Annotated in this window: 19 protein-coding genes; 11 read left to right on the top strand and 8 right to left on the bottom strand. The window is 68.4% G+C overall.

The window, feature by feature from the left end:
• Nucleotides 1-150: 150 nt before the first annotated feature.
• Nucleotides 151-375, bottom strand: coding sequence for a hypothetical protein (locus tag ACFQV6_RS15285; RefSeq protein WP_378028130.1), 225 nt, complete (start codon nucleotides 373-375; stop codon nucleotides 151-153).
• Nucleotides 376-439: 64 nt separating this feature from the next.
• On the opposite strand from ACFQV6_RS15285, the gene ACFQV6_RS15280 reads away from it, so the two are divergent.
• On the top strand, nucleotides 440-625 hold the full coding sequence (locus ACFQV6_RS15280) for a hypothetical protein (RefSeq protein WP_378028129.1): 186 nt from the start codon (nucleotides 440-442) through the stop codon (nucleotides 623-625).
• Nucleotides 626-1,022: 397 nt separating this feature from the next.
• Here ACFQV6_RS15280 and ACFQV6_RS15275 read toward each other — a convergent pair whose 3' ends face one another.
• From ACFQV6_RS15275 to uidB, 5 genes are all read right to left on the bottom strand, one after another.
• The gene (locus ACFQV6_RS15275; RefSeq protein WP_378028128.1) at nucleotides 1,023-2,480 is read right to left on the bottom strand and encodes a glycoside-pentoside-hexuronide (GPH):cation symporter; all 1,458 of its coding nucleotides are present in this window, start codon (nucleotides 2,478-2,480) and stop codon (nucleotides 1,023-1,025) included.
• Nucleotides 2,477-3,859: a mannitol dehydrogenase family protein gene (locus ACFQV6_RS15270; RefSeq protein ID WP_378028127.1), complete on the bottom strand. Its 1,383-nt coding sequence runs from the start codon at nucleotides 3,857-3,859 to the stop codon at nucleotides 2,477-2,479. Before ACFQV6_RS15270 ends, ACFQV6_RS15275 begins: the two co-directional genes overlap by 4 nt.
• Nucleotides 3,856-5,292 carry a glucuronate isomerase gene (gene uxaC, locus ACFQV6_RS15265; protein ID WP_378028126.1) on the bottom strand — a complete coding sequence of 479 codons (1,437 nt, stop codon included), beginning with the start codon at nucleotides 5,290-5,292 and terminating at the stop codon, nucleotides 3,856-3,858. Before uxaC ends, ACFQV6_RS15270 begins: the two co-directional genes overlap by 4 nt.
• Nucleotides 5,293-5,353: 61 nt before the next feature.
• On the bottom strand, nucleotides 5,354-6,028 hold the full coding sequence (locus ACFQV6_RS15260) for an AAA family ATPase (RefSeq protein WP_378028125.1): 675 nt from the start codon (nucleotides 6,026-6,028) through the stop codon (nucleotides 5,354-5,356).
• Nucleotides 6,029-6,212: 184 nt separating this feature from the next.
• Entirely contained in the window at nucleotides 6,213-7,595 is a 1,383-nt protein-coding gene (uidB, locus tag ACFQV6_RS15255; protein ID WP_378028124.1) for a glucuronide transporter, read from the bottom strand.
• Nucleotides 7,596-8,068: 473 nt separating this feature from the next.
• Between uidB and ACFQV6_RS15250 the strand changes: the two genes are divergently transcribed.
• The 4 genes from ACFQV6_RS15250 (at nucleotide 8,069) to ACFQV6_RS15235 (ending at nucleotide 15,282) form a co-directional block, all read left to right on the top strand.
• Nucleotides 8,069-10,528, top strand: coding sequence for a phosphoketolase (locus ACFQV6_RS15250; RefSeq protein ID WP_378028123.1), 2,460 nt, complete (start codon nucleotides 8,069-8,071; stop codon nucleotides 10,526-10,528).
• A 149-nt stretch (nucleotides 10,529-10,677) separates the two neighbouring features.
• Nucleotides 10,678-11,736: an aromatic acid exporter family protein gene (locus ACFQV6_RS15245; protein WP_378028122.1), complete on the top strand. Its 1,059-nt coding sequence runs from the start codon at nucleotides 10,678-10,680 to the stop codon at nucleotides 11,734-11,736.
• 419 nt (nucleotides 11,737-12,155) lie between these two features.
• Complete coding sequence (locus ACFQV6_RS15240) at nucleotides 12,156-13,751, top strand: gluconokinase (protein ID WP_378028121.1); 1,596 nt, start codon at nucleotides 12,156-12,158, stop codon at nucleotides 13,749-13,751.
• Between the two features lie 241 nt (nucleotides 13,752-13,992).
• On the top strand, nucleotides 13,993-15,282 hold the full coding sequence (locus tag ACFQV6_RS15235; protein WP_378028120.1) for a lactate racemase domain-containing protein: 1,290 nt from the start codon (nucleotides 13,993-13,995) through the stop codon (nucleotides 15,280-15,282).
• A 136-nt stretch (nucleotides 15,283-15,418) separates the two neighbouring features.
• Here the strand turns inward: ACFQV6_RS15235 and ACFQV6_RS15230 are convergent, their stop codons facing one another.
• The gene (locus ACFQV6_RS15230) at nucleotides 15,419-16,840 is read right to left on the bottom strand and encodes a glucose-6-phosphate dehydrogenase (RefSeq protein WP_378028119.1); all 1,422 of its coding nucleotides are present in this window, start codon (nucleotides 16,838-16,840) and stop codon (nucleotides 15,419-15,421) included.
• Between the two features lie 136 nt (nucleotides 16,841-16,976).
• On the opposite strand from ACFQV6_RS15230, the gene ACFQV6_RS15225 reads away from it, so the two are divergent.
• Complete coding sequence (locus ACFQV6_RS15225) at nucleotides 16,977-17,807, top strand: SMP-30/gluconolactonase/LRE family protein (RefSeq protein ID WP_378028118.1); 831 nt, start codon at nucleotides 16,977-16,979, stop codon at nucleotides 17,805-17,807.
• A 155-nt stretch (nucleotides 17,808-17,962) separates the two neighbouring features.
• Nucleotides 17,963-20,101, top strand: coding sequence for a beta-glucosidase (locus tag ACFQV6_RS15220; RefSeq protein ID WP_378028117.1), 2,139 nt, complete (start codon nucleotides 17,963-17,965; stop codon nucleotides 20,099-20,101).
• Between the two features lie 205 nt (nucleotides 20,102-20,306).
• Here the strand turns inward: ACFQV6_RS15220 and ACFQV6_RS15215 are convergent, their stop codons facing one another.
• Nucleotides 20,307-20,924 (bottom strand): DUF5317 family protein, encoded by a 618-nt coding sequence (locus ACFQV6_RS15215; protein ID WP_378028116.1) that lies wholly within the window; start codon nucleotides 20,922-20,924, stop codon nucleotides 20,307-20,309.
• 97 nt (nucleotides 20,925-21,021) lie between these two features.
• Between ACFQV6_RS15215 and ACFQV6_RS15210 the strand changes: the two genes are divergently transcribed.
• The 4 genes from ACFQV6_RS15210 to ACFQV6_RS15195 all read left to right on the top strand — a co-directional run.
• Nucleotides 21,022-21,480, top strand: coding sequence for a hypothetical protein (locus ACFQV6_RS15210; protein WP_378028115.1), 459 nt, complete (start codon nucleotides 21,022-21,024; stop codon nucleotides 21,478-21,480).
• Between the two features lie 350 nt (nucleotides 21,481-21,830).
• Complete coding sequence (locus ACFQV6_RS15205; RefSeq protein ID WP_378028114.1) at nucleotides 21,831-22,319, top strand: universal stress protein; 489 nt, start codon at nucleotides 21,831-21,833, stop codon at nucleotides 22,317-22,319.
• A gap of 94 nt (nucleotides 22,320-22,413) precedes the next feature.
• Complete coding sequence (locus tag ACFQV6_RS15200) at nucleotides 22,414-22,875, top strand: hypothetical protein (protein WP_378028113.1); 462 nt, start codon at nucleotides 22,414-22,416, stop codon at nucleotides 22,873-22,875.
• A 310-nt stretch (nucleotides 22,876-23,185) separates the two neighbouring features.
• The coding region (locus ACFQV6_RS15195; protein WP_378028112.1) for a proton-conducting transporter membrane subunit at nucleotides 23,186-25,305 on the top strand (2,120 nt) is incomplete at its 3' end.

Genomic DNA, 25,305 nt, shown 5'->3' with positions numbered 1-25,305 from the left:
CGATGCCGCAGGGTTGGGAGCGGGACGCCACTATCGCGCCGCATCGGCCCGTTCACCGGCGTCGCCGGATACAACAGCGAGATGACGTCGGTCGTGGTCGACGGTCACCTGCTGGTGGTGTGCTGGAAGGGCAGGCAGGCTTTCGAATCCTTACTGGCGCGGGACGTCACCGCCGGCCGCGAAGTGGCATTGCCGGCGTTGCTGAACGAGCAGCAGGTGGCCAACTGCATGATCCAGAACTTGCGGTTGTCGGCTGATCACGCCGGGATCGCCACGATCGTGCAGTGGGGATTCCGGCGGCAAGGACTGCACCGAGGTGTGGTTGCCCACCCCGGACAGCCGGCGTCGACTGGTCGCGGGTTTCGGCAGATCCACGGCGGTCGCCCTCGGTGTGCTCGCCGGTCGGAGGGTGGCGGTGGTAGCTGGCGAGGACCGCGCGTTGCGCGTGTTCGACGCCGCCGCGGGCACGCTGGTGCCGAGTCCCTACTACAACGAGCCCCTCAAGCCTCAGATGTGTGAAGGCGCCGCTGGCTTCGCTGATATCAGCGGCCGAGGGTCGTTGCTCACCAGCCGCGATGGCTTGCACTGCGTCACCGAACGGCGCCGTACCGACCGGCAGACCTGACTCGGAGTCCACAACATACCGGTGGCGCACGTGCGGACTGGATGGCCGGGCGGCGCTTCGGAGCGGTTGCGGGCTGCGTCGCCGACCCCTTACCGGAAATGCCGACCGTGCGATTGAAGACCCGCGACCGATTCGGCAACACCGCCTGACAGCCACGGTCATTCCCGTCATCGGGCGGCCTCCTCACCGGGCGGTTCGTTGGCACATGCCGGGGAAGCGGCGTAGGTCGTTCGGCAGGTCTACCGGCTGGAAATCCACACCCGTCCCGTCGCGACCCGATTGGGCTTAAGCTGTCGGCCGCGACGGTCAGGGAGTTAGACGCATGCTGTCTCTTCGGGTGTTTGTGCCGCCGGCGGGGAACTGTATGCCGGGCGGCGAGCCGGGGTGACGGCCGCCGTCAGCTCGTTTCACCGGGCCGATCCTGTTTCGATCCTGCCGGGCCCAGCGGGTCCGCACGGCCGAGGGTCTCGTTGGCTCGGCGCTGCGCCGTCTCGGCGACCATGTCGCGGAAGGCGCGCTCGGTGAGCGGGTAAGCAAGCATGATCAGGACCGCACCTATGGCGAGTGCGGCGGGGACCACGCCCGCGGCGACCCGGATCGAGGTGACGGCCGCGTCGGTTTGGGTGGTACCGCCGGAGATGTAGCCGCCGATGCCGATGGTGTAGGCGGCAAAAGCGCCGCCGATGCCCTGGCCGGTCTTGCGGGTGAAGGACAACACGGCGTAGCTGCTGCCCTCAGCACGTACGCCGCTGCGCCATTCGCCGTAGTCGACAGTGTCGGCCTGGAAGGCGAAGATCAGCGTGTTGGTGATGCCCAGTCCGACGCCCAGTACGGCGAAGGCGGCGATGCCCAGCCAGGCCTGCGACCCGGGAGCCAGGGCGAGACCGACGCCGCCGAGGGCGGCGACGACGCCTCCGGCCAGGAAGCCGTTCTTTTTACCCATCGTCTCGATGATCTTCGGCAGCGCGAGCGCCGACACGATCATGCCGACGTTCTGCGCGACGGTCAGCGCGATGTACAGGCTTGCGTCGTTCAGGACGTCGCGGGCGTAGTACACGCCGACCGTCTGCAGCGAGAACATGCCTGCCAGGCACAGCACGGTGGACGCGCACAGCACCAGCAGCGGGCGGTTGTGGCGCATCATGGCGAGGGTCTGGCTCAGGCTAACCTTCCCGGCGGGGCGCTGCACCACCTCTCGCGAGGTGAAGAACGTCCACAGGTAGAGGGCGAATCCGGCGACGCCGAACGCCACGGTGATGACGGTCAGGGATGTCTGCAGGTCCGCGGCATTCTGGACTTGCGGGGCGACGATGACAGCGATGAGCAGGATGGTGAGGCTGGAGGCGACCATGCGCGCGGTGGAGAGCTTGGAGCGTTCGTCGGGCAGCTGCGTCATCGTGGCCGACAGGGAGCCGTACGGGATGTTGACGAAGCTGTAGGCGAGGCTGAACAGGGCGTACGACACGTAGGCCCACAGCACTTTGGTGTCCTGGCTCAGGTTGCTCGGGATGGTGAACAGGGCGACGTTGAGCAGGAGCAGCGGGATGGAGCCGAACAGGATGTAGGGGCGGAACCGTCCCCACCGCGACGATGTGGCGTCGGTGATCCGGCCGGCCACCAGATCCGTGACCCCGCCCCAGACCCGGACGACAAGAAACAGGGTGCCGGCGGTCGCCGCCGCGATGCCGGCCACGTCGGTGTAGTAGATGAGCAGGAAGGCGGAGGCGAGCGAGAACGTCAAGTTGTTGGCGACATCGCCGGCGGCGTACCCCAGGTACTGACCCAGATGTAACCGCGCTGGTTCCGAACTCCGAGTCGCGCTCGCCGTCCGGGGCGGGGCTGCGCCGGCTGTCATGCTTTGGCCTCGTGCATGAGCTGCTCGCACTGGTGCCGCACCGCGTCGGCTACCTCGGCGTCCGCGGCGAGCATCGGGTCCAGTTCGTGCAGTACTTGACGGACCGCCTCTCGGAGCGGGCCGCTGGCCGCGGACACCAGAGTTTGCGCGTGGACGTCGGCAACGGGCGCCCCGTGGCCACGCAGGCAGCAGATCCAGGCGGCGAGCACCAGCGTGGCGCCGGCGGGCGTCCGGTTCTGCGCGCGTTCCGCGCGCAGAACCGGCAGGATGCGGATCGGTAGCTTTTGGGAGCCGTCCGTGCCGATCTGAGCGAGCTGGTGATGCATCCGCGGGTTGGCGAACCGTTCGAGCAAGGCCTGTCGGTAGGCGGCGAGTTCGGCCGCCGGCTGGTCCAGGTGTGGGGAAGCCGTCGACCACCACTGCTCCAGCCATTGTCGGCAGGTGTCGTCGGCTACCGCCTGCGACACGCTCTCGTGGCCGCGGATCGATCCGGCGTAGGCGAGCAGGGAGTGGCCGCCGTTGAGCAGCCACAGCTTGCGGTGCTCGAACGGAGTCACGTCGTCGGTGAAGGTCGCGCCGGCGTCCTGCCAGGCCGGCCGACCGGCCTGGAACTCGCCGCTGAGCACCCACTCCCGGAACGGCTCGGTGGCAACCGGGCATCGGTCGTCGAGCCCGGTTGCGTCGCGGACGTGCCTGGCTTCGGCTGAAGCGGGCCGTGGGGTGATCCGGTCCACGGCGGTCGTCGCCACCGTCAGCGATGTGTCCAGCCAGTCGAGCACGCTCGGGTCGAGCAGCTGCGCCATGTCCCGCACGACCCTTTCGGCGATCGCACCGTTGCCGGGTACGTTGTCGCACGGTACGAGCGTGATCGGACCTGCATCGGCCGAGCGCCGGGCCACGAGTCCGGCCACCAGCCGGGCGGGTGTGGTCCGCACGACCGCGGCGGGGTCGCCGCGCAGTGCAGCGAGGTCTGACTGCACGTCGGGATGTGTGGCGTCCAGGCCGCCATCCGGTCTGCGCATGTACCCGGCCTCGGTGACGGTGAGTGTCACGACGCTCAACTCGCGCGCGCGGAAGTATTCCAGCCACGCGTCGTGGTCGTCGGCGGCGTGCGCCTTGGACAGGCTGCTCACCACCTCGAACGTGTCGCCCTCGGCGGTCCGGGTGACCAGCGTGTATAACCCGTCCTGGGCGGTCAGCTGCGCCGGCAGGTCGCCGCTGCGCCCGGAAAACGCGGCGTAGCCCCAGTCCGCGGCGTCGGAGGCGTGGTCGGTGTACCAGCATTGGTGGGCTCGGAAGAAGTTGCCGAGACCGAGGTGCACTAAACGCACCGGCGCAGCCGCCCGTCCGTGACCGCTTTTTCGCGACAGCAGGCTCACAGCTTGAACACCTTCTTGGGCTGGCCACTCACCAGGTTCACAGCGATGTCGGTCGCCTCCGACTCGCCGAGACGGTGTTCGGCGACCAGGCGGGCCAGAAAGCCCGCCTCGACGCGACGGGCCATGTCGTGCCGGGCCGGAATGGAGCAGAAGGCGCGGGTGTCGTCGATGAAACCGGACGTCCGCGAGAACCCCGCGGTCTCCGTCACGGCTGCCCGGAATCGTCCGACGGCGTCCGGGGCGTCGAGGAACCACCACGGGACGCCGACGTACACCGACGGATAGAACCCGGCCAGCGGCGCGAGTTCCCGTGACCACACCGTCTCGTCGACGGTGAAGACGACCAGGTGAAATCCTGGGTGAGTGCCGAAGCGCCCCAGCAGTGGCCGCAGTGCGTCGGTGAACTCGACGCGTATCGGGATGTCGGCACCGACGTCCACACCGTACCGCTCGGCCGTCGGAGCGTGGTGGTCGCGCCGTACCCCCGGGTGCAGCGTCATGACAAGGCCGTCGTCGCAGGACATTCGCGCCATCTCCAGCAGCATGTGCCGCCGGAATGCGGTCGCCTCCGCCGGACCGGCGTTGCCGGTCAGCGCCGCCCGGTAGATCCGCTCGGCCTCGGCCGGCTCAAGCGGATCGGTCCGTACGTCGGCGTGGCTGTGGTCCGCCGACACCGCGCCGTGTGCGACGAAGTGCCGGCGCCGCTGTTCCAGGGCTTCGACGTAGCCGGCATAGTCGCCGGTGTCCACGTCGGCGGTGGCCCCGAGGCGGGCGACCGCATCAGCCCAGCCGTCCTGTGCCGGCTCCAGGTACCGATCCGGGCGGAAAGTCGGGATCACCCGGCCCCGCCACGCCGGATCAGCCGCGAGGGCGGCATGGGCGCTGAGATCGGCGCAGGGATCGTCGGTGGTGGCCAGCACGGATATGCCGAAACGTTCGTAAAGAGCCCGTGGCCGGAAGGCGTGGTCGGCCAGCGATGCGGCGATCTGGTCGTAGATCAGCTCAGCGGTGCCTGCCGACGGGACCAGCGTGACGCCGAAGATCTCCGCGAGCTGAGCCTCCAGCCAGAACCGCATCGGCGTGCCTTGGTAAACGTGCCAGCGTTCGCACAGCAGCCGCCACGCCTGTCGCGCCGCGGCCTCCGACAACTCGCCCTGGCCCACGCCGAGATCAGACAGGGGCACCCCGTCGGCATGCAGTAACCGGGTCACGTAGTGATCAGGCGCCACCAGCAGGGTGGCCGGATCCCTGAACGGCCGGTCCTCCAGCAGCAGGCCGGCGTCCACGTGCCCGTGCGGCGATATCACGGGTAGATCCCGCACGTTGTCGTACAGGCGGCGTGCGATCGCCCGGATGCCGGGATCGGCCGGCAGCAGCCGATCCGGGTGCACCTCGAGCGGCGGCGACAGGTGACGCGCTGTGGTGCTTGCCATGTGCCGAGCCCTCTCGCTGTAAGAAGCCACTGGTCACGCGACCCGCGGTGCCTCGCCGGAGTCAGACACCTCCGGCCGGGGCGGCCGCCGCCGCCGCGACTCGCGCGCGGCTGGCCGCCACGATCAGGTCGACGCAGGTGTCCAAGTCGATCGCGGTGGAGTCGATCATCAGGTGGTACAAGCCGGGATCATCACCGTCGACGCCGTACGCGCGGCCCACGTACCTCCTCCGGGTCCTGTCCTCGGCTCGTTGCCGCCGTGCGGCGGTGTCACGGTCGATGCCCTCGAGTGCCATCCGTTGTCGCAGACGTGCCTCCCGGGGTCCGCCCAGATGCACGTGCAAGGCCCAGGGCACTGACCGCAGCACGACCATGCCGCCCCGGCCGACCGCGACACCGCCGGACACACTCGAACGGGCCAGGAATTCCTCGATGTGGGCGCGCACCGTACGTTCTTGCAGGTCGAGATGCTCGACGGATCCGGCCGTGCCGTCGCTGACGGTCGTGCCGCGGCCGAGGCTGGACACCAACCGTGCCATGGCACTGCGCGGTTGATCATCGACATCGGCGACTGCGTCCGGCGGCAGACCCGTTCGCCTTGCGACCGCGTCCGGAATGGCCCGGTCCAGGAACGGCACGCCGAGCTCTTCGGCCACCCGGGGACCGACAATACTGGCGCCCGCGCCGTACAGAGCGGCGAGGGTGACCACCGGGCGACGTCGATCGAGGACCGTCATGCTGGCGCGACACCCCGTCTCACGTCTCGCCCGGTGGAAGGATCCGCTGCCCCCATCGTGCCAGCCGAAGCTTCGCCATAGTCGTATAATGGGCCTGTCCCGGGGCCGCGGCAACCCGAGGCGACGGCAAGGAATCATCCGGCCAACCTGGTCAAACGCTTGGGCCTCTACCCGTGCCGAGGTGTCAGCGCGTCGCGCGGCGTGCCTGCGTCTCGGCGACCATGGTGGCGAAGGTCTGCTCGGTGAGCGGATACCGGAAGAAGATCAGCAACCCCAGCGCGATGAACACGACCGGGATGAACCCGGAGGCGTACCGGATGGCGTCGAGCGCGCTCTGATCCTGGACCGCGGCGCCACCGACATAACCACCGAAGGCGATCGCGTACGCCGCGACCGCGCCGCCGACCGCCTGGCCGAGCTTGCGGGTGAAGGAGAACAGCGCGTACGTGATGCCCTCCGTGCGGACACCGGTCTTCCACTCGCCGTACTCGACGGTGTCGGCCTCCAGCGCCCACATCAGCGTGTTGACCCCGGCCGTGGAGATGCCCATGATGCCGAAGAACGTCATGGACACCCACGGCGCCGACGGCGGCGACAGCGAGATACCGATGCCGGCGAACAGGCCGATGATGCCGAAGGACAGGAACGCCTTCTTCTTGCCGAGGGCCCGGACGATCCGCGGCACCAGCGGCGCCACTATGAAGATCGCTCCGACGCTCAGTACGGTCAGGGCGGTGAGCAGGTTGGCGTTGCCCAGCACGTCACGGGCGTAGTACACCTGCACCGTCTGTAGCGAGAACAGCGCTGTCAGGAATGCCAGCGACGCCAGGCACAGCATGATCAGCGGCCGGTTGCCCCTGAGCGTGGTGAAGCTCTGCCGGGCACTGACGTGCTCGACATCGCGCTGGACCGTCTCACGGGCGGTGGCGAACAGGAACAGGTACAGCGCGAAACCGACAACGGCGAAGACGACCGTGGTGACCAGCAGCGAGCGCTGGAAGCCGTCCGGGTCGCCCTTGTACTGCTGGATCTGAGGAGCGACGACGAAGGCCAGCATGATGGTCGTGACCGCCGTGCCGATCATCCGGAAACTCGCCAGCTTCGCGCGCTCGCCGGGCTGCTGTGTCATCGCCGCGGCCAGCGAGCCGTACGGAATGTTGACCAGGCTGTACGCCAGCCCGAGCAACCCGTAGGTGACGTAGGCGGCCAGCAGCTTGGCACCGCTGCCGTCGAACAGCCCCGGAACGGTGAACGTGGCGACGCTGAGCAGCAGCACCGGCAGGCCACCGAAGAGGAAGAACGGCCGGAACTTGCCCCACCGGGTCATCGTCTTGTCCACGACCCGGCCGGCGAAAATGTCCGCGAAACCGTCCCAGACCCGGATCAGCAGGAACAGGGTTCCGGCGGCCGCGGCGCTGATACCCACCACGTCGGTGTAGTAGACCAGCAGGAAGAACGACGTCATCGAAAACGCCAGGTTGTTCGCGGCGTCACCGGCCGCGTACCCCAGCAGTTGAAGTGCGCCGAGCTTGCGAGGGATGACCGGCGCGACCGTGGAGGTTGTCATGGCGTCAGTCACCCTTGCGCCGACGGCCGGATCGAAGCACGACGGACCTCCAGTGTCTGGTGTTCCGCGGGTGTTTCCTCCATTGAGCCTGCTCTAAGTTACCCAGGTCAACGGATTGCTATCAGTTGCATGCGGGTCGGGGGCAGCATTTTTGCGCTGTCGATTTGCCGTCGCCGCCGGCGGCGACGCACGACGCGGACCGCACCGGCCGCCTGACCACGTCCACGCAACGAAAGGATTCCTTGTCCGAGCGCGCCGCTGGTTGGCGCGCGATACGTCCCCTGCGCCGCGCGAGAGGGCCGAGAAGCTCGTAGAGGCCATGACACTGGAGCGGAAGACCGTCCAGTTGCATGGCGCTGGAAACCATCGACGACGTGGCACATTGACGCCGAGTCCGCTTCGGTATCTGCTGGACGGGGAAGTACCTCGGGCCCCACTGGAGCGGTGCACCGCGGCCGCGGGAAGGTCGTTCCATGTCGCAGCTGGCCAGCATGGGCGGAGATACCTCGGCCGATTTCGACAGCGGCGGCGGTGGAGAGACCATCGCACCGGAGCCGTACGAGCTGGGTGATGCGCCCGGTCCGCTGAGCGGGGACGATCTGGTCGCGGTCGACGCCTGGTGGCGGGCGGCGAACTACTTGTCGGTCGGACAGATCTACCTCAAGGACAACGCGCTGCTGCGGGAGTCGCTGTCGCCGGAGCACATCAAGCCGCGGCTGCTTGGACACTTCGGCACGGTGCCCGGTTTGAACCTGGTGTGGGCGCACGCCAACCGGCAGATCGTCGCCCGCGACCTGGATGCGGTGTTCGTGGCGGGTCCTGGTCACGGGGGGCCGGGCCCGAATGCCTGCGCCTGGCTGGAAGGCACGTACTCGGAGTTGTACAGCCACATCTCTCGGGACGCCGGCGGGATGAAGGCGTTCTTCGCGCAGTTCTCCGCCCCGGGCGGTGTGCCGAGCCATTGTGCGCCGGAGACGCCGGGCTCATTGCACGAGGGCGGCGAGTTGGGATATTCGTTGCTGCACGCGTTCGGGGCGGCGCTGGACAACCCGGAGCTGACGGTGTTCTGCGTCGTCGGCGACGGGGAAGCGGAAACCGGCCCGCTGGCCGGTAGCTGGCACGCGAACAAGTTCCTCAACCCGGTGCGTGACGGGGCGGTGCTGCCTATCCTGGCGCTGAACGAGTACAAGATCGCCAATCCGACGATCTTCGCTCGCATCCCGGAGCCGGAGCTGCTGGAGCTGATGCGCGGCTACGGTTACGCGCCGCAGGTGGTCTCCGGTGAGGATCCGGCCTCGGTACATCAAAGGTTCGCCGCCGTCCTCGACGACTGTCTGGGAAAGATCGCCGAGATTCAGCAAGCGGCGCGCGCCGGCGGGGACGGCGGCCGGCCCGCGTGGCCGATGATCGTGCTGCGCACCCCGAAGGGCTGGACGTGCCCGCCGGTGGTGGACGGTCAGCAGGTGGAGGGCACGTTCCGGGCACATCAGGTGCCGCTGCCCGCCGCCAGGTCCGACGAGGCGCACCGGCTGGTTCTGGAGCAGTGGCTGCGCTCGTACCGGCCGGAGGGTCTGTTCGACGACGACGGCCGTCCTGTCGCCGCAATCCGGGACGCCGCGCCGACAGGCGACCGGCGGATGAGCGCCAATCCGGCGACCAACGGCGGTATCCCGCTCCGGGATTTGCGGCTACCAGACTGGCGCCACTACGGCGTCGAGGTCAAGGCACCCGGCGAAACCCAGCACGAAGCCACTCGCGTGCTCGGCGGCTGGCTGCGCGACGTCACCGCGGCGAACCCGGCGAACTTCCTCACCTTCGCCCCGGACGAGCTGGCCAGCAACCGGCTGCAGGACATCCTGGAGGTCACCGGCCGCAACTGGCAGGCCGAGATCGACGAGTTCGACGAGAAGCTCGACCCGCAGGGCCGCGTTATCGAGGTGCTCTCCGAGCACATGTGCCAGGGTCTGCTGGAGGGTTACCTACTTACCGGCCGACACGGCGTCTTCACCTGCTACGAGGCGTTCATCCACATCATCGACGCCATGTTCAACCAGCACGCCAAATGGCTGCAGGCGTGCTCCGAGGTGCCCTGGCGGCGCCCGATCGCGAGCCTGAACTACCTGCTGTCGTCGCACGTGTGGCGGCAGGACCACAACGGCTTCACCCATCAGGACCCGGGCTTCCTCGACGTCGTGATGAACAAGAACCCCAGCATCGTGCGGGTCTACCTGCCGCCGGACGCGAACACCCTGCTGTCCACCTACGACCACTGCCTGCGCTCGCGGCACTACGTCAACGTGGTGGTGGCCGGTAAGCAGCCGCAGGCCGACTGGCTGTCCGTGCAGGACGCGGCGCTGCACTGCGCCCGCGGCCTCGGTATCTGGCAGTGGGCCGGCAACCGCGACGAGCCGGGCACGCTGCCCGACGTCGTGCTGGCCTGCGCCGGTGAGGTGCCGACGCTGGAGACCCTCGCTGCCGCGGCTATCCTGCGCGAACGGCTGCCCGACCTGAGGGTCCGGGTGATCAATGTGGTCGACCTGATGCGGTTGCAGCCGGAGACCGAGCATCCGCACGGGCTGCCGGACCGCGAGTTCGACACCGTATTCACCGCGGACCGGCCGGTGATCTTCGCGTTCCACGGCTACCCGTGGCTGATCCACCGCCTGACCTACCGGCGCACCAACCACACCAACCTGCACGTGCGCGGATACAAGGAGAAGGGCACCACGACCACCCCGTTCGACATGGTCATGCTCAACGATCTCGACCGCTACCACCTGGTCATCGACGTCATCGACCGAGTGTCTTCCCTCGGCGCACGCGCGGCCGGCCTGCGGCAGGAGATGATCGACGCCAGGCTGGCCGCCCGCATCTACACCCGCGAGCACGGCACCGACATCCCGGAGGTGGCGAACTGGACCTGGCCCGGATGAGGCGCGGTGTTCAGCCGGCACCGCGACGTGGAGCAGCAGCCGCGCGACAGATCCGATGATCCACCCGAATCCGCCGGACCTCAGGTGTGGATCGTGGTCCCTCTCGGCGGACCCACGGTCACCGGAACAACAGTAGGGCGGGCCCGACGGTGTGGACGTCGTCGCAGCGGTGGATCAGTGTCGTCTGGCCGGTCGCGCAGCAGAGTGCCGCGGCGGTCGTGGCCTGGCTGATCGCCGTGCGGGTGGTGGATCACGCGGATCCGTTCTTCGCGCCGATCGCGGCGGTCATCGGCCTGAACGTCACGCTGGGACGCCGCGGATCGAACGTGGTGCAGATGGTGTCCGGCGTGCTGATCGGTGTCCTGGTGGCCGAGGCCGCGTTCTGGTTGGCCGGCGGTGGCGTCTGGACCCTGGCCGTGTCGATCTTCCTGGCCATTCTGGTGGCCAGGACGGTGGGCGGCGCCCGGATCCTCCAGGCGCAAGCGGCGGTCAGCGCGATCCTGGTGACCGTCCTCGGACGCCCGGAGCAGGGTTGGGACCGCTTGGTGGACGCCGCCATCGGGGGCGTGGTCGCGCTGACGTTCAGCCAGTTGCTATTTCCGCCGGAACCGCTGCGGCTACTCCGGCGCGCGCAGGCCACGGTGCTGTCGAGCCTGGCGGACGGTCTGCGGATGGCCGGCGACGCGGTCGAGCACGGTGACCGGCAGCGCGCGATGGCCGCCACCACGAAGCTGCGGAACCTACGCGACGATCTCACCGAGCTCAACACGACCCGCACGGCCAGCGCCCGGATCATCCGGCACGCGATCACCTGGCGACGCAGGGCCGACCTGGTCGTGGCCGAACGGGAGCGCGCAGACCATCTGGATCTGCTTGTCGGCAGCTGCCTCATGCTCACCCGTACGGCCACTGCTGTCGAGGGATCCCTGCGCGGCCCACTGGCGGCGATCGTCCGGCAACTGGCGGCGGAAATGGATGATCTTGCTGTGGACCCCGGGGACAGGACTACCCGGCAGAACGTCGCCGAGCGTGCCGACGAGTTGGCCCGGTGGCTAATCGAGCACGGCGGGCAGGTGCCGGCCCAATCCGCGGTCGCCGCCGCGTACGCCGGCATCCGGATGGTCGCCGCCGACGTGATGATGTTCGCCGGGGTCGATGCCGAACAGGCGTTTCGGGATGCCTTCCCGCGCGACCCGGCGAGTGAGTAACTTCAAGAACGCTAGTCAAACGGTCAACCCACGGCGACGCTGATCCACAGCACACAGACGCCGCGACGCCCACGTTTGTCGGCTGGCGAGTCGACGCCGAGATCCTGACCGGACCGGGCCGCCACGTTCGGGCGAGCGCATCTTCCGCGACACAGCAACCGTGGCATCCGAGAGCTACTGAGCAGGTACGCCCTGCCGCGCGTTTCGTGAATGTCCACCTCGCCGCCGGCTCGGTCACCGTCAACGTGGCTGACCGCGACGGCGGCCCCATCGGCCGGAGCTGCGGACCGGGTGGGTCACCTCCGGTACGGTTCAGCATGCGAAGCGCCACGGATGGGGCCATAGTCCAGGTCGGGCTCCGAACGGCTGAACCGTCCCAACGATGTGTACCGCCCTGGAGGGGATGACCGTTGACCACGATGCCGTCGTCAACGGGTGCGGACGCCGTGGTGATCGGCGTCGACATCGGCACCACGAGTACGATATCGGTCGCGTACGACACCGGCGGCGCGGCCGTCGGCTCGCACTCGGCCGGCTACCCGCTCATGGAGCCGCATCCGGGCTGGGCCGAGCAGGATCCCGAGCTGATTTACGCCGCCGTCCTGGAGACGGTCCGTACGGTCGTCGCCGGCCTCGTCCGCCCGGTCGCCGGTCTGTCATTCAGCACCGCGATGCACAGCCTGATCGGTCTCGATATTGACGGCGTGCCGATCACCCCGTCCGTGACCTGGGCCGACTCGCGGTCCAGTGCGCAGGCCGAACGGATCCGGGCCTCGGCCGGCGGACTCGCCCTGCACCGGCGTACCGGCACCCCGGTGCACCCGATGGCGCCGCTGCCGAAACTGCTGTGGTTTCACGAGCACGAACCCGAGCTCTGCGGACGGGTCGCGCAATGGGCCGGTATCAAAGAGTACGTCCTGCTGCGGCTGTGCGGGGTACTGGTCACCGACCACTCAGTGGCGTCCGCCAGTGGGTTGATGGACATCCACCGCATGCAATGGGACACCGAGGCGATGCACCTCGCCGGGGTCGACCCCGAACAACTGCCGCGGCTGGTCCCCACGACGACCGTGCTTCCCGGTCTGACCGCGGCCGCGACCGAGGCCACCGGCCTGCCGGCCACCACACCAGTCGTCGTCGGCGCCGGTGACGGCCCGCTGGCCAATCTCGGGCTCGGTGCCGTCGCGCCCGGTGTCGCCGCCTGCTCGATCGGCACCAGCGGCGCCCTGCGGGTCATGGTGGAGCGCCCTGCGGTCGACCCCCTCGGTGGCGTGTTCTGCTACGCCCTGACCGCGGACCGCTGGGTCGTCGGCGGCGCCATCAACAACGGCGGCATCGTCCTGGAGTGGACCGGTGACGCCCTGGCTCCGGACCTCGGTGACAAGCCGCAGGAAGAGTTGCTCGACCTGGCCGCTTCCGTGCCGGCCGGCAGCGGTGGACTCATCATGCTGCCGTACCTGCTCGGTGAGCGCGCCCCACACTGGAGTTCGCTGCCACGCGGGGCCTACGTCGGCCTGACCAACGCGCACCGGCGTCCGCACCTCGTCCGGGCCGCACTGGAAGGTGTTTGTCAGCAGCTCGCCCTAGTGCTGCGGTCGATGCGCGCCACCGGCCTCGAAATCCGCCAGCTCCGGGCGAGTGGCGGCTTCGCCCGCAGCTCGCTGTGGCGCCAGATGCTCGCTGACACCCTCGGCATGGACGTGCAGTTCCCGGCTGGGCACGAGGGGTCGAGCTACGGTGCCGCGCTGCTCGGCATGCAGGCCCTCGGCATCGTCGAGTCCATCGACGTCGCCGCCGACCTGGTCCACATCTCCGAGACGGTGCACCCGAATCCTGACAACGCCGCCGTCTACGCCACTCTGCTCCCGATCTTCGCCGAGTTGTACGGAGCGCTCGTCCCGGCATACACCTCCCTGCGCCGGCTCGCCGCCGATCTGCCCCTGGGACACGGGCCGGCCGACACCTCCGGTCCGTCCCTCAAGGAGGGCCTGCCTCCCGGCCCACCACCCCCGTGATCAACCGCCTCGGCGTGGGGGATCCGGGACGCGAGGCAGGGCGCCGGCGGCTTCTCCACGCACGGCAGTCGCATGGCACGGGCCAGCCGGCGGACGTCGGCCTTGTCAAGGCGGTCGACGCCCTGGTGATCGCCAGCTCTCGGATGATGGTGAGCTGGGCGTTTGTGCGACTGCGGTCCTCCAGTTGCCGCCAGTTGCACTCGCGCTTGCCCCACCGGACGGGGAAGCGCAGATTGGGACCATGACGAGCATCGCCGGAACACCCGTTCACAATCGTCTCCCGGCTACCCGCCTCGGCGGCGCCACGACGGTGCTTTCCGACGAGCAGATACGCGACTTCGTGGGACATCGGCTGGCAGGCGTGGATCTCGACGGCCGCAGCGTCTGCATCCTGGTGCCGGACGGCACCCGCACCTGCCCGCTGCCGCTGCTGCTCGGGGCGGTCCACGAGGCGCTGGCCGGGCGGGCGAGCAAAATGACCACACTCATCGCGCTCGGCACCCATCAGCCGATGACCGATGCGGCGATCGCCCGGCACCTCGGGTTCGTCGAGGGCGCGCTGGAAGCGACCTATCCCGGCATGACCGTGCTCAACCACGAGTGGTGGCTGCCGGAGACGTTCGCCGACCTGGGAACGATTCCCGCGGCGCGGCTGGCGGAGCTGTCCGGGGGACGGCTCAGCATGGACGTCCGGGTGCTGCTCAACAAGGCCGTCGTCGAGCACGACATCGCACTGGTCGTCGGGCCGGTCCTGCCCCACGAGGTGGTCGGGATCTCCGGAGGCAACAAATACTTCTTCCCCGGGGTCGCCGGCCAGGAGATCATCGACGTCTCGCACTGGATCGGCGCGCTCATCACCTCAGCCGAGATCATCGGCACCACGGCGATCACCCCGGTCCGGGCGCTGATCAACGAGGGCGCTGCGCGCGTACCGGCGGAGAAGTTGTCCTTCTGTGTGGTCGGCGACGCAGGCAGCCAAGATCTGCACTCGATCTCGTTCGGCGACACCATCTCCGCCTGGGCGGACGCCGCCGAGGTCTGCGCGGCGACCCACGTGCACTACCTCGACGACCCGGTGCATCGGGTCATCTCGCTGGTGCCGGAGATGTACGAGGACATCTGGACCGGTGCCAAGGGCTTCTACAAGCTCGAGCCGGCCGTGGCCGACGGCGGCGAGGTCATCCTCTACGCTCCGCACATCACCGAGATCTCCACGAGCCACCCGGAGATCAACGAGATCGGCTACCACTGCCGCGACTACTTCGTGAAGCAGTGGGACCGCTTCAAGGACATCCACTGGGGCACCCTCGCGCACTCCACCCACCTGCGCGGCGCGGGCACCTACGACGCCGAGACCGGCGAGGAACGGCTACGCGTACGGGTGACGCTGGCGACGCGGATCCCGGAGGAGGTCTGCCACGCCGCCAACCTGGGCTACCTCGACCCGGACAGCGTCGATCTGCCGGCCGAGATCGCCGCGGGCAGTTTCGTCGTGCCCAACGCGGGCGAGGTCCTGTTCCGGCTGAGGTAAGGCGTCGCAGCTGGCGGCCAACAATGCGTGCCTGGCCGGTCCGAGGCCGCCATCACCGAACTTGTCACCGCCGACCAGGAACTGCGCACAACGGCCCGGGTCAACAACACGCTGTCGTAGTCACCCGGTCTGCTGGTCAGGCGACTATCAGCGGGACCGGACCGTCGTTGCCCGCCTCGTAGTCCTGTAGCGGCACGGCGTTGTCGCGCCAGGCCCGCAACACCGGTTCCATGATCCGCCAGGTCTGCACGGCCTGGTCGCCCCGCACCGACAGCGTCGGGTCTCCGCCAAGTACGCCGGCGAGTACCTGACCGTAAGGCGGTAGGTCCCCGGGCTCGAGGTTCGCTCCCATGGCGACCCGATCGACCACCCGTGGGTCCCCGGCGCCGTTGATGTTGAAGTCCACCCGCAGCACCTCAGGGTCAAGGCCGATGTGTATCCGGTCGGGCCGCTCGTAGCCGAGCAGGCCCTCGGGGACCCACCTGGGTTCCTTGAACGTGATCATCACGCGCTTGTCGAGCTTGTGCAGGGCCTTTCCGGTACGCAGGCGGAACGGCACGCCGGCCCAACGCCAGGTGTTCACCTCCACCACCACCTCGGCGAAGGTCTCGGTACCCCGGGCCGGATCGACGCCGTCCTCGTCAACGTACGACGGCACCATCCGGTCACCCACCCTGCCGGCGGTGTAGCGGGCCCGTCGACTGCTGCCGACCGGGTCGTTGCCCCACACCCGGGTGGCCCGCAGCACCGCCGCTGCGCTGTCGCGTACGTCGCGGGCGGTGAGGCTGGCCGGCGGCTCCATCGCTAGCAGGGACAGCACGTGCAGGGCGTGGCTCTGGAGCATGTCGACGAGGGCGCCGGCGTGGTCGTAGTAGCCGGCCCGGCCCTCGAGGGCCAGGCGCTCATCGAGAACGATGTCGACACTGGCCACGTGGGTGGAGTCCAGGACCGACTCGAGCATCCGGTTGGTGAAGCGCAGCCCGAAGATGTTGAGCACGGTGGACAGGCCCAGGTAGTGATCCACCCGGTAGACCTGATCTTCCGGCACTAGGCGGGTCGTGACGTGGTTGAGCCTCTCGGCGCTTGCCGCGTCGCTGCCGAACGGCTTTTCCATCACCAGCCGGGTAGCCGCGGGCAGAGTGAGGCGGGTAAGCGCCTGGCAGGCCTGCTCCGCGACCGCGGGCGGCAAGGCGAAATACAGGACCAGCGGACCTGCCGCGTACGGTTTCAGCAGGCGGTCGAGGTCATCCGGTGCCGCGACGTCGGCCTTGACGTAGCTCGCGGTGCTGACGACGGTGTCCACCGCCGGCGTGGATTCCGTCTCGCCGGCAAAGGCGTGCCGAATGCGGCTACGCCACTGATCGTCGTCCCACTCGACACGGTCGCTGCCGACCAACTGCACCTTCAGATTCCGGCGGCTCACCAGTCCAGCAAGTCCAGGCAGCAGCAGGCGGGTCGTGAGGTCACCGGCGGCGCCGAGCACCACCAGCGTGGGCGGAGAACCTGTATCGGGCTCAGCGCTGTCGGCTGCGGCCGAAGGTTCATGCGGAAGCGTCACTCGCCCACTGTGTCAGCTTGCCCGGTCAGACCGTCAAGAGAAACGAGCAGAAGGCGCTTGCATGGGTACTGAGGGGAATACCGGGGCGGAACGAGCGACGATGCGATGTCGGAGGACCGAGATGGGTGTGGAGCAGGTGACTGGTCCCGTGGTGTATCACGGCGAGGGCCCGGTGTGGTATCCCGGATGGGGCGGGCTGCGGTTCGTGGACATGTTGGCCGGGGACGTCCTGAGTTTGCGGATGGATGGCTCACTCGAACGTCGCCACGTCGGGTCGGTAGCCGCGGCAGTCCGCCCCCGCCGCGGTGGTGGTGCGGTCATCGGGGTGGCGCGCGGCTTCGCGCTGGAGGATCCCGACGGGACCGTGACCGCGCTGCCGGAGTTGTGGAGTGACCCCGGTCTGCGGATGAATGAGGGCGGCTGCGATCCGGACGGCCGCTTCTACTGTGGGTCGATGGCCTACGACCAAGCGGCAGGCGCGGCTTCGCTCTACCGGATCGCCCCGGACGGTTCCGTGGAGGTGGTGCTGGAGCAGGTCACGGTGTCGAACGGGCTGGAGTGGAGTCCGGACGGGTCGCGGGCCTACTACAACGACACCGCAACCCTCTCCATCTCGGTGTTCGACTACGACACCGCCGGCGGGCTGACCAACCGGCGTACGTTCGCCGAGCTGCCCGACGGCGGCCGCCCGGACGGGCTGACCGTCGATGCCGAGGGCGGCGTATGGACCGCGGTGTCGAACGGCGGTGCCGTCTACCGATACAGCCCCGAGGGCGTGCTGGAGGAAAAGCTGTCGGTGCCGGCGCGCAAGGTGACTGCCTGCACCTTCGGCGGCGAGCACCTCGACCAGCTGTTCATCACCACCTCACAGGAGAACATCGACACCCGCGAGGACCCACTCGCAGGATCGCTCTTCACAGCCGACGTCGGGGTCGCCGGCCTTCCGGTCCGGCTCTTCGCCGGCTGACGGCGGCCGGACGGAAAGATCTACAGCGTACGTATTCTGCCCGCTTGCCGTCGGTTCCGGCGAGGCGCAGGATGAGGAGGGTTCTGACGCCGCTTCGGCAGGAGGCCGAGTCTCCGCCTCGATGTCCGCGTACGCGCCACCGAAGGGACACCGCCTTGTCCGAGAGCACAGCCGCCTGGCGCGATACGATTCTCTCCTTCCGCGAGCGGGCCGAGAAGCTCGTGGAGGCCATGACGCTGGAGCAGAAGATCGCCCAGTTGCACGGCGCCATGGAGACCATCGACATCTACGCCCTCAGCGCCCAGGCCGCGCAGTCCGGGGCGGACATGGACCAGCTCGCCGCCCAGATCCGGGTCGAGCGGCATGTGCCGGCCATCGACGAGCTGGGCATCCCCCGATTCCGGATCACCAACGGCCCGGTCGGAGTCGGCATGGGCGACGGTACGCCCAGCCCGCCCGCCACCTCCCTGCCGATGACGATCGGGCTCGCCGCCGGGTTCGACCCCGACCTGGCGCACTCCTACGGTGACATCATCGGCGCGGAGACCGCCACGCTGGGCCAGCACGTCCTCGAGGGCCCCGGCGTGTGCCTGCACCGGACCACGATCGCGGGCCGTAACTTCGAGTACTTCTCCGAGGATCCTTACCTGACCGGAGTGATGGCGGTCGCGGTGGCCAAGGCCATCCAGGCGCACGACGTGATCGCCATGGGCAAGCACTACGTGGTCAACGACCAGGAGTACGAGCGGTTCCGGACCAACGTCGAAGTGGACGAGCACGTCCTGCGCGAGCTCTACCTGCTGCCGTTCGAGATGTTGGTCAAGGACGCGAAGATCGCCGCTTTCATGAGTGCCTACAACCGTATCCGCGGGGTTTACGCCACCGAGTACCGGCACACCTTGACCGATGTCCTGCGTACCGAATGGGGCTTCGAAGGGTACGTCCAGTCCGACTTCTGGTCGTGCCGCTCCGCAGCCCCCTCCCTCAACGCCGGCATGGACCACGAAATGCCGGACGCCAAGTGGCTCAACGAGGCGAATGTCAAAGCCGCCCTGCAAGACACCAGCCTCGAAATCGAGACCGTCGACCGTGCCCTGGTGCGCCGCTACACGCAAATGTTCCGGTTCGGGCAGTTCGACCGCCCGTACAAGCCCGGTGTAATCGACGCGCAGGCCCATGGCACCGTCGCCCGGACCATCGGCTCGCAGATTGCCGTCCTGCTCAAGAACGACGGCGGGCTGCTGCCGCTGAACCACGATGCCGGCTCCATCGTCATCATCGGCCAGTCCACCTTCGTCGACGAGGCGTGCCTGGGCGGTGGCGGCTCCTCCAAGGTGACCCCGTTGTACACCGTGCCACCGCTGGACGGCATGCAGGATGTACTGCGTGACCTCGGCTGCGCCGCAACGGTCACCAAGGTGACCGTCGCCGACGACCTGTCCAACCTGGACGAGGCCAGAACAGCGGCCGGGCAGGCCGGCGTGGTGGTGCTGATGGCTGGGCTGGTGGCGACCGAGGGCGCTGATCAGGCGGACGCCAACATGCTCAACGACCAGAACCGGATGCTCCAAGAACTGCTGAGCGTCAACCCGGCCACCGTGGTGGTGCTCAAAAACAGCAACCCGGTGCTGATGCCGTGGATCGACGAGGCCCGCGCCGTGCTGGAGGTCTGGAACCAGGGCGCCGAGGACGGCCACGTCGTCGCCGACCTGCTGTTCGGCGTCGTGAACCCGTCCGGCAAAGTGCCGACCACCTATCCGAGATCGGAAGACGACACCCTGTACGCCGGTAAGCCGGAGCGGTATCCCGGTACGGACGAGGGAGATGGCTACCCGGTGATCCGCTATTCCGAAGGGCTGGAGATCGGGTACCGCTGGTTCCAGGCACAGGGCATCACGCCGCTGTTCGGGTTCGGGTTCGGCCTGTCCTACACCACGTTCGACATCGTCGACGTGGCGGTGAACGCGCCGGATGCGGGGCATGCGCCGGTCACCGTGACCGCGACGGTCATCAACACCGGCCCGGTGGCCGGCGCCGAGGTGGTGCAGGTGTACCTGGGGATACCGGTGCAGGGACAGCCCCCCAAGCGACTCGTCGGGTTCCAGAAGGTCTTCGTGGAGCCGGGGGAGTCGAAGCCGATGACGATCACCATCGACGCAGCGGCGACCAACCACCCGTTCGGCGTGTGGGATCCTGGGACGCGAAGTTTCGTCACCAAGCCAGGCGAGTACGCCGTATATGTGGGCAACTCCGCAGACAACACTTCACTCGCCGCGACGCTCACCGTCCGGTAAGTCTGCCGAAAAGTCCGGGCCGACCGGTGACGCTATCGAGCGAATGACGCCACCTCGCCGGACGCGCTCAGTGGCCTTGGGTGTACGGCGCGACTGCTACATATACGGCGCCGGCCACGGTAACCATCGACAGTGCAGCGGTCCAGGCCATGCGCAGGCGTGACATGAGATTCTCCCAGGTACGTTGAGACGGTCCGGACCGGACTCAGGACAACTGGTCACGACGCACGGACGTCGATGCCGCCGGGTCCCGGATGCCTCGCATCATGATCGCGATCAGCAACCACGTCAACCCACCGAAGATGAGCACGTCCCCGACGCTCGCCACGGCGTGAACGCCGGGCACCGGCACCACATCGGCCAGCGGCGCGAGGCGGCTCACGTTCGTCAGGGGAGGGTGGCCGGGTACGTACGCGTCGATCTCAGCCTCGGTCAGGCCGGCCCATCGGGCGGCGCCGACCGAGAACGGCATTCCCTCGTTCACCGCGATCACCACGGTGTTCAGCGTCATGCCCACGATGAACATCGCCATGGCCACACGCGCCCGAGACGCCATCATGGAGAAATTCAACGATGCGAACGTGACCACGAGCAGCCAGATCAGGATGACCGGCACAATCCCGCCGGCGGCACTCAGGACAGTCATTGCCCAACCGGGATCGGATTGGCGGAGAAGCTGCACGGCCACCGCGACTCCGACGAGCCAGCGGTGGCGTAGCCGCAGCGTCAGAAGGGCACGTATACCCCCGGCGCGAAAGCCGACGACCACGACGGCTACCACGATGGGCAGGACCATGAACGCCTGCATCACCGGACCCGGCATCAACACTCCCGCTAGCGCTGGGTGCAGAACCTAACATGCCAGCGATGTTGATCAGCGTCTATACGAACGAACGGGTACCCGGCCATAAGATCCGACGATGACCACCGACCGGTTGCATCACGTGGCCCTGCCGGCGGACCGGAAGCCACCACGGCGACCGCTCAGCATCGTCGCGAGCATGTCGCTGCTCGCGTTCTGGTGGGCGTACACCCTCGCCGTGGACGTCGCGTTGCTCGCTGAAAGCGGCGGCGCGGGAAACTGGCTCGCTTTGGCGGGCTGCACGGTGGCGGTCGTGGGCGTGCTCCGAGGGCTCTGGTACGGCGGACCGACCGCTTGGCGGGTGATGCGCTGGTTCGCCGCGCCCGTCGCCGCGGCGCTCCTGCTCGCCATCGCCGGCCTTCTGCTTGGCGGACCACTTCTCAGTGCGCTGCGCACTATTGAGATCGACCCGGCCCTCGCCGCAGCAATGGCATGCGGTCCGCTGGCGCTGTTTGCCCTGCTGGCCAGTGGGCTACTGGTTCGTACCGCGCCGGCCCGCGCCTGGTGCGGTCGCTGACCGCTGTCGCGTCCAGTCACAGCGAACCGGGATGCCGCTGTCCTGTTGCACAGGGCAGACGAAGCCATGTACGCCGGCAAAGGCTCCTTCCGGATGGCAGGGCTGGTCCGACCTACTGCAACAGTGGCGCTTCGCGCTTGCCACGGGCGGAGCGAACCTTCGGAACGCCCCGCGACTTGCAGATGGTCGGCAACGAAGCATGGCCAAGCTGGCTGAGGACGGCCAGTGCTTCCGGCTGGTTTCCGGAGCAGACTGACGATAGTGAGGCGCGGGACGAGCCTGCAGCCGCAACGCCCTGTCCATTACTGCGCCATTCCGCGGTGAGGACAGACGTACTTCAAGGAGGAGCCGTGTTTACGACGATTGCGTGGGCCACCGACGGTTCCCCGTCCAGCCTCGGCGCGCTACCTCCGGTCAAGGCTCTTGCCCACGCTGTCGGCGCTGAAGTCGTCATCATTCACGTTCAAGAAGTCACCATCAGCCGAGGCGGTTTCCTCGCGGAGGACAACAGGGTGGTGAGCCGCGCTCTCCGGCATGCTGTCCGGCAACTCCAGGACGACGGTCTCCACGCCACCGTGCTGGGATCCGAAAGCATCGCCCGTGACGTACCTCAGAGGATTCTGGAGCTTGCCGAATCGGTCCATGCGTCCGTCCTGGTGGTGGGCAATCGTGGGTATGGCGCATTCGTCAATCTCTTGCTGGGCAGTGTCGCCGCTCGACTGCTTCAGACGGCGCGGATACCTGTCGTTATGGTTCCGCTTCGCTCGGACGCGGAAACGGCGACTGCAGATGCCGAAGATCGGGCGGGGCGCGAGATTCATTCGCTCCTTCCCACCTGATCCGCCGATGTGAGGTGGGTCCACGTGGGCGGTAAAACCAACTGATTCTGCAATAGTTCGGTCATGCCAACTACTTGAGAGGCGGCGAGACGACATGGCCACCAACGCGACCTTGATTCATGACACCGACCGCTCCGTGGACGGCTCCTACCGGCTGGGCGAGTTCTCCTCCTATCCCGACGCCGCGCGGCTGGTGCTCCGGCTTTTCGACGCCGGCTTCCCGGTCCTGCACGTCCGCATCATCGATGTCGGCCCGCACCGGGCCGAGCCGTCCGGGCATGTCGCCGAGGGGCGGGCTGGGCTGATCGGAGCGGGTCTCGGCGCATGGCTGGGCATGCTGACGGGACTCGTGCTGGTTCTGGTACTCACCGGCGTGGCGTGGCTGGACGTGCTCCTGGGTGCCGTGCTGATCGGATCGGTCGCCGGAGGCGTCATGGGGCTGATCATCCACTGGGGAACCGACGGGCGTGGCGACCGCGAGAAGCCCCGCCGGTATGTGGTGGAGGTCGACAGCGCCCATACGGAAGACGCAGTGGACGCACTCGGCAGGGCCTAAAATCTGGCAATATGGGCATGGCGCAGCGGCGAACCCGGCGATGGACCCGGGACGGGGGACGGCGGTTCGCCGACGCGCGAGCGCGTACCCGTACAGGTGCATCGATTGTCGCAGTAATCCGCGACGGGACCGCCGTGCCGTCACCCACGCCCGACTTCGATACCGGTTGGCGACGCGGCCACCTGCCCGGCTTGATGTGCTGATCAACGGCTGAGGCTCCGCCGGAGCGCCGCAAGCGGGTAGCCTGAGCCGAAGACGGGTACCCCGCCGCCATTGAGCAGGACTGTCGGCAGACGGAGGGGGACCACGCGTGCTGGTGCTGCTGACCGCTCATCTGATGGCCGCGCTGCTGGCGCCCGCTCTCGTCCGCAGGCTCGGGTTGCGGGCGTTCTATGTGCTGGGGCTGGTGCCGGCTGCCGGGCTGGGGTGGGCGCTGGCCCGGACGTCCGCGATGGGCGGCGGGGGAGCGGTCAGCGAGGTGTATCCGTGGGCGAGTTCCCTCGGCCTGGAGCTGGCGCTGCGGATGACCACCCTGTCCTGGCTGATGGTGCTGCTTGTCGGTGGTGTGGGCGCGCTGGCCTTGTTCTACTGCGCCCGGTATTTCTCGCCTGGTGAGCCGGGGCTGGGCCGGTTCGCCGGGGTTTTCGTCGGTTTTGCCGGTGCGATGCTGGGTCTGGTCGTCTCGGACAACCTGATCGTGCTGTATGTCTTCTGGGAACTGACGACCGTCCTGTCGTATCTGCTGATCGGCCATGATCCGGCTAGTCGTGCGTCCCGGCAGGCGGCGTTGCAGGCGCTGATCGTCACCACTGTGGGTGGGCTGGCGATGCTTGTCGGGATCATCATGCTCGGCGAGCACGCGGGCACCTATCGCTGGTCGCAGGTCGCGTCCGCGTTGCCGGGCGGCGGCTATCTGGCGGTGGCGGTGATTTTGCTGCTGCTCGGCGCGCTGTCGAAGTCGGCGATCTTTCCGTTCAGTTTCTGGCTGCCCGCGGCGATGGCCGCACCGACTCCGGTCAGCGCCTATCTGCACGCCGCGGCGATGGTCAAGGCCGGTGTCTTCCTGGTCGCTCTGCTGGGCCCGGCGCTGGCCGGCGCCGGGTCGTGGCGTCCCGTGGTGCTGGTCGCCGGTGCCGTGACGATGCTCTTCGGCGGCTGGACGGCGCTGCGCCAGCACGATCTGAAGTTGCTGCTGGCGTACGGGACGGTCAGCCAGCTGGGTCTTCTGGTGATCGTTCTCGGTGCGGGTTTCCGCGACGCGGCGCTGGCCGGCGTGATGATGCTGCTCGCTCACGCCCTGTTCAAGGCGGCGCTGTTCTTCGTGGTCGGCATCATCGACCACAGCGCGGGCACCCGGGACCTGCGTGAGCTCAGCGGTCTGCGGCGATCGGTGCCGGCGGTGTGGGTGGTGGCGGTGCTGGCGGCGCTGTCCATGGCGGGCGTGCCGCCGCTCGCCGGTTTCGTCGGCAAGGAGGCGATCTTCGAGGCCTTCCTGGCCGGTGGCGGCTGGGAGTGGGCGGTCCTGGCCGTTGTCGTCTGCGGTTCGGCGCTGACGGTGGCCTACACGCTGCGGTTCCTCTGGGGAGCCTTTGCGGACAAGCCCGAGGTCGCGGCACGCCCCGTCGAGCGGGTCGGATGGGCGTTCCTCGCCCCGGCGGCGCTGCTGGCGGTGGCCGGGCTGGTGGCCGGGCTGTTCGCGCCGGTGATCGACCGGAACCTGGCCGGTTATGCCGACATCTATCCGGATGGGGGCACCTACCACCTCGCCGTCTGGCACGGTCTGACGCCGGCCCTGGGCCTGTCCGCGCTGGTCCTGACGGCCGGTGCCGGGATGTTCCTGATCAACGTCAGAACCCGATGGTGGCGGCGGTTGCGGCTGCCCGTGCACGGGGCCGCGGCGTACGAGCGGGTGACCGGCGGGCTGGGGCGGCTCGCGGTCGAGGTCACCGGCGCCACCCAGCGCGGCTCCCTGCCGATCTATCTCGGGACGATCCTGGTGGTGCTGGTCCTGCTCGGCGGTGCGGCGCTGCTGTCCGGGCCGCTACCGGGTGGCTTCCAGCTGTGGGATCACCCTCTTCAGCTGATCCCGGCTGCGGCGCTGATCATCGCGGCCGTGTTCGCGACCCGGGCGCGGCGGCGGCTGTCGGCGGTGGTGCTGGTCGGGGTGACGGGGTACGCCACCGCGGTCCTGTTCATCCTGCACGGCGCCCCCGACCTGGCGCTGACACAGTTCCTCGTGGAGACCTGCACGCTGGTGATGTTCGTGCTGGTGCTGCGGCGCCTGCCGGGACACTTCTCGGCCCGTCCGCTGGTGGCGAGCAGGCGCCTGCGGGTGGCCATCGGTGCCGCCGCCGGTGCGGTGGTCTCCGGGCTGGCGTACGTGGCGACCTCGGGCCGGCAGGCGGTCTCGATCTCCACCGGCTTCGCGGA

Origin of the sequence: Actinoplanes sp. GCM10030250 (assembly GCF_042666575.1) — a bacterium.
Taxonomy (GTDB): domain Bacteria; phylum Actinomycetota; class Actinomycetes; order Mycobacteriales; family Micromonosporaceae; genus Actinoplanes.
Note: the sequence above shows the minus strand (reverse complement) of the source record. Positions and strands in the feature narration are given on the sequence as shown.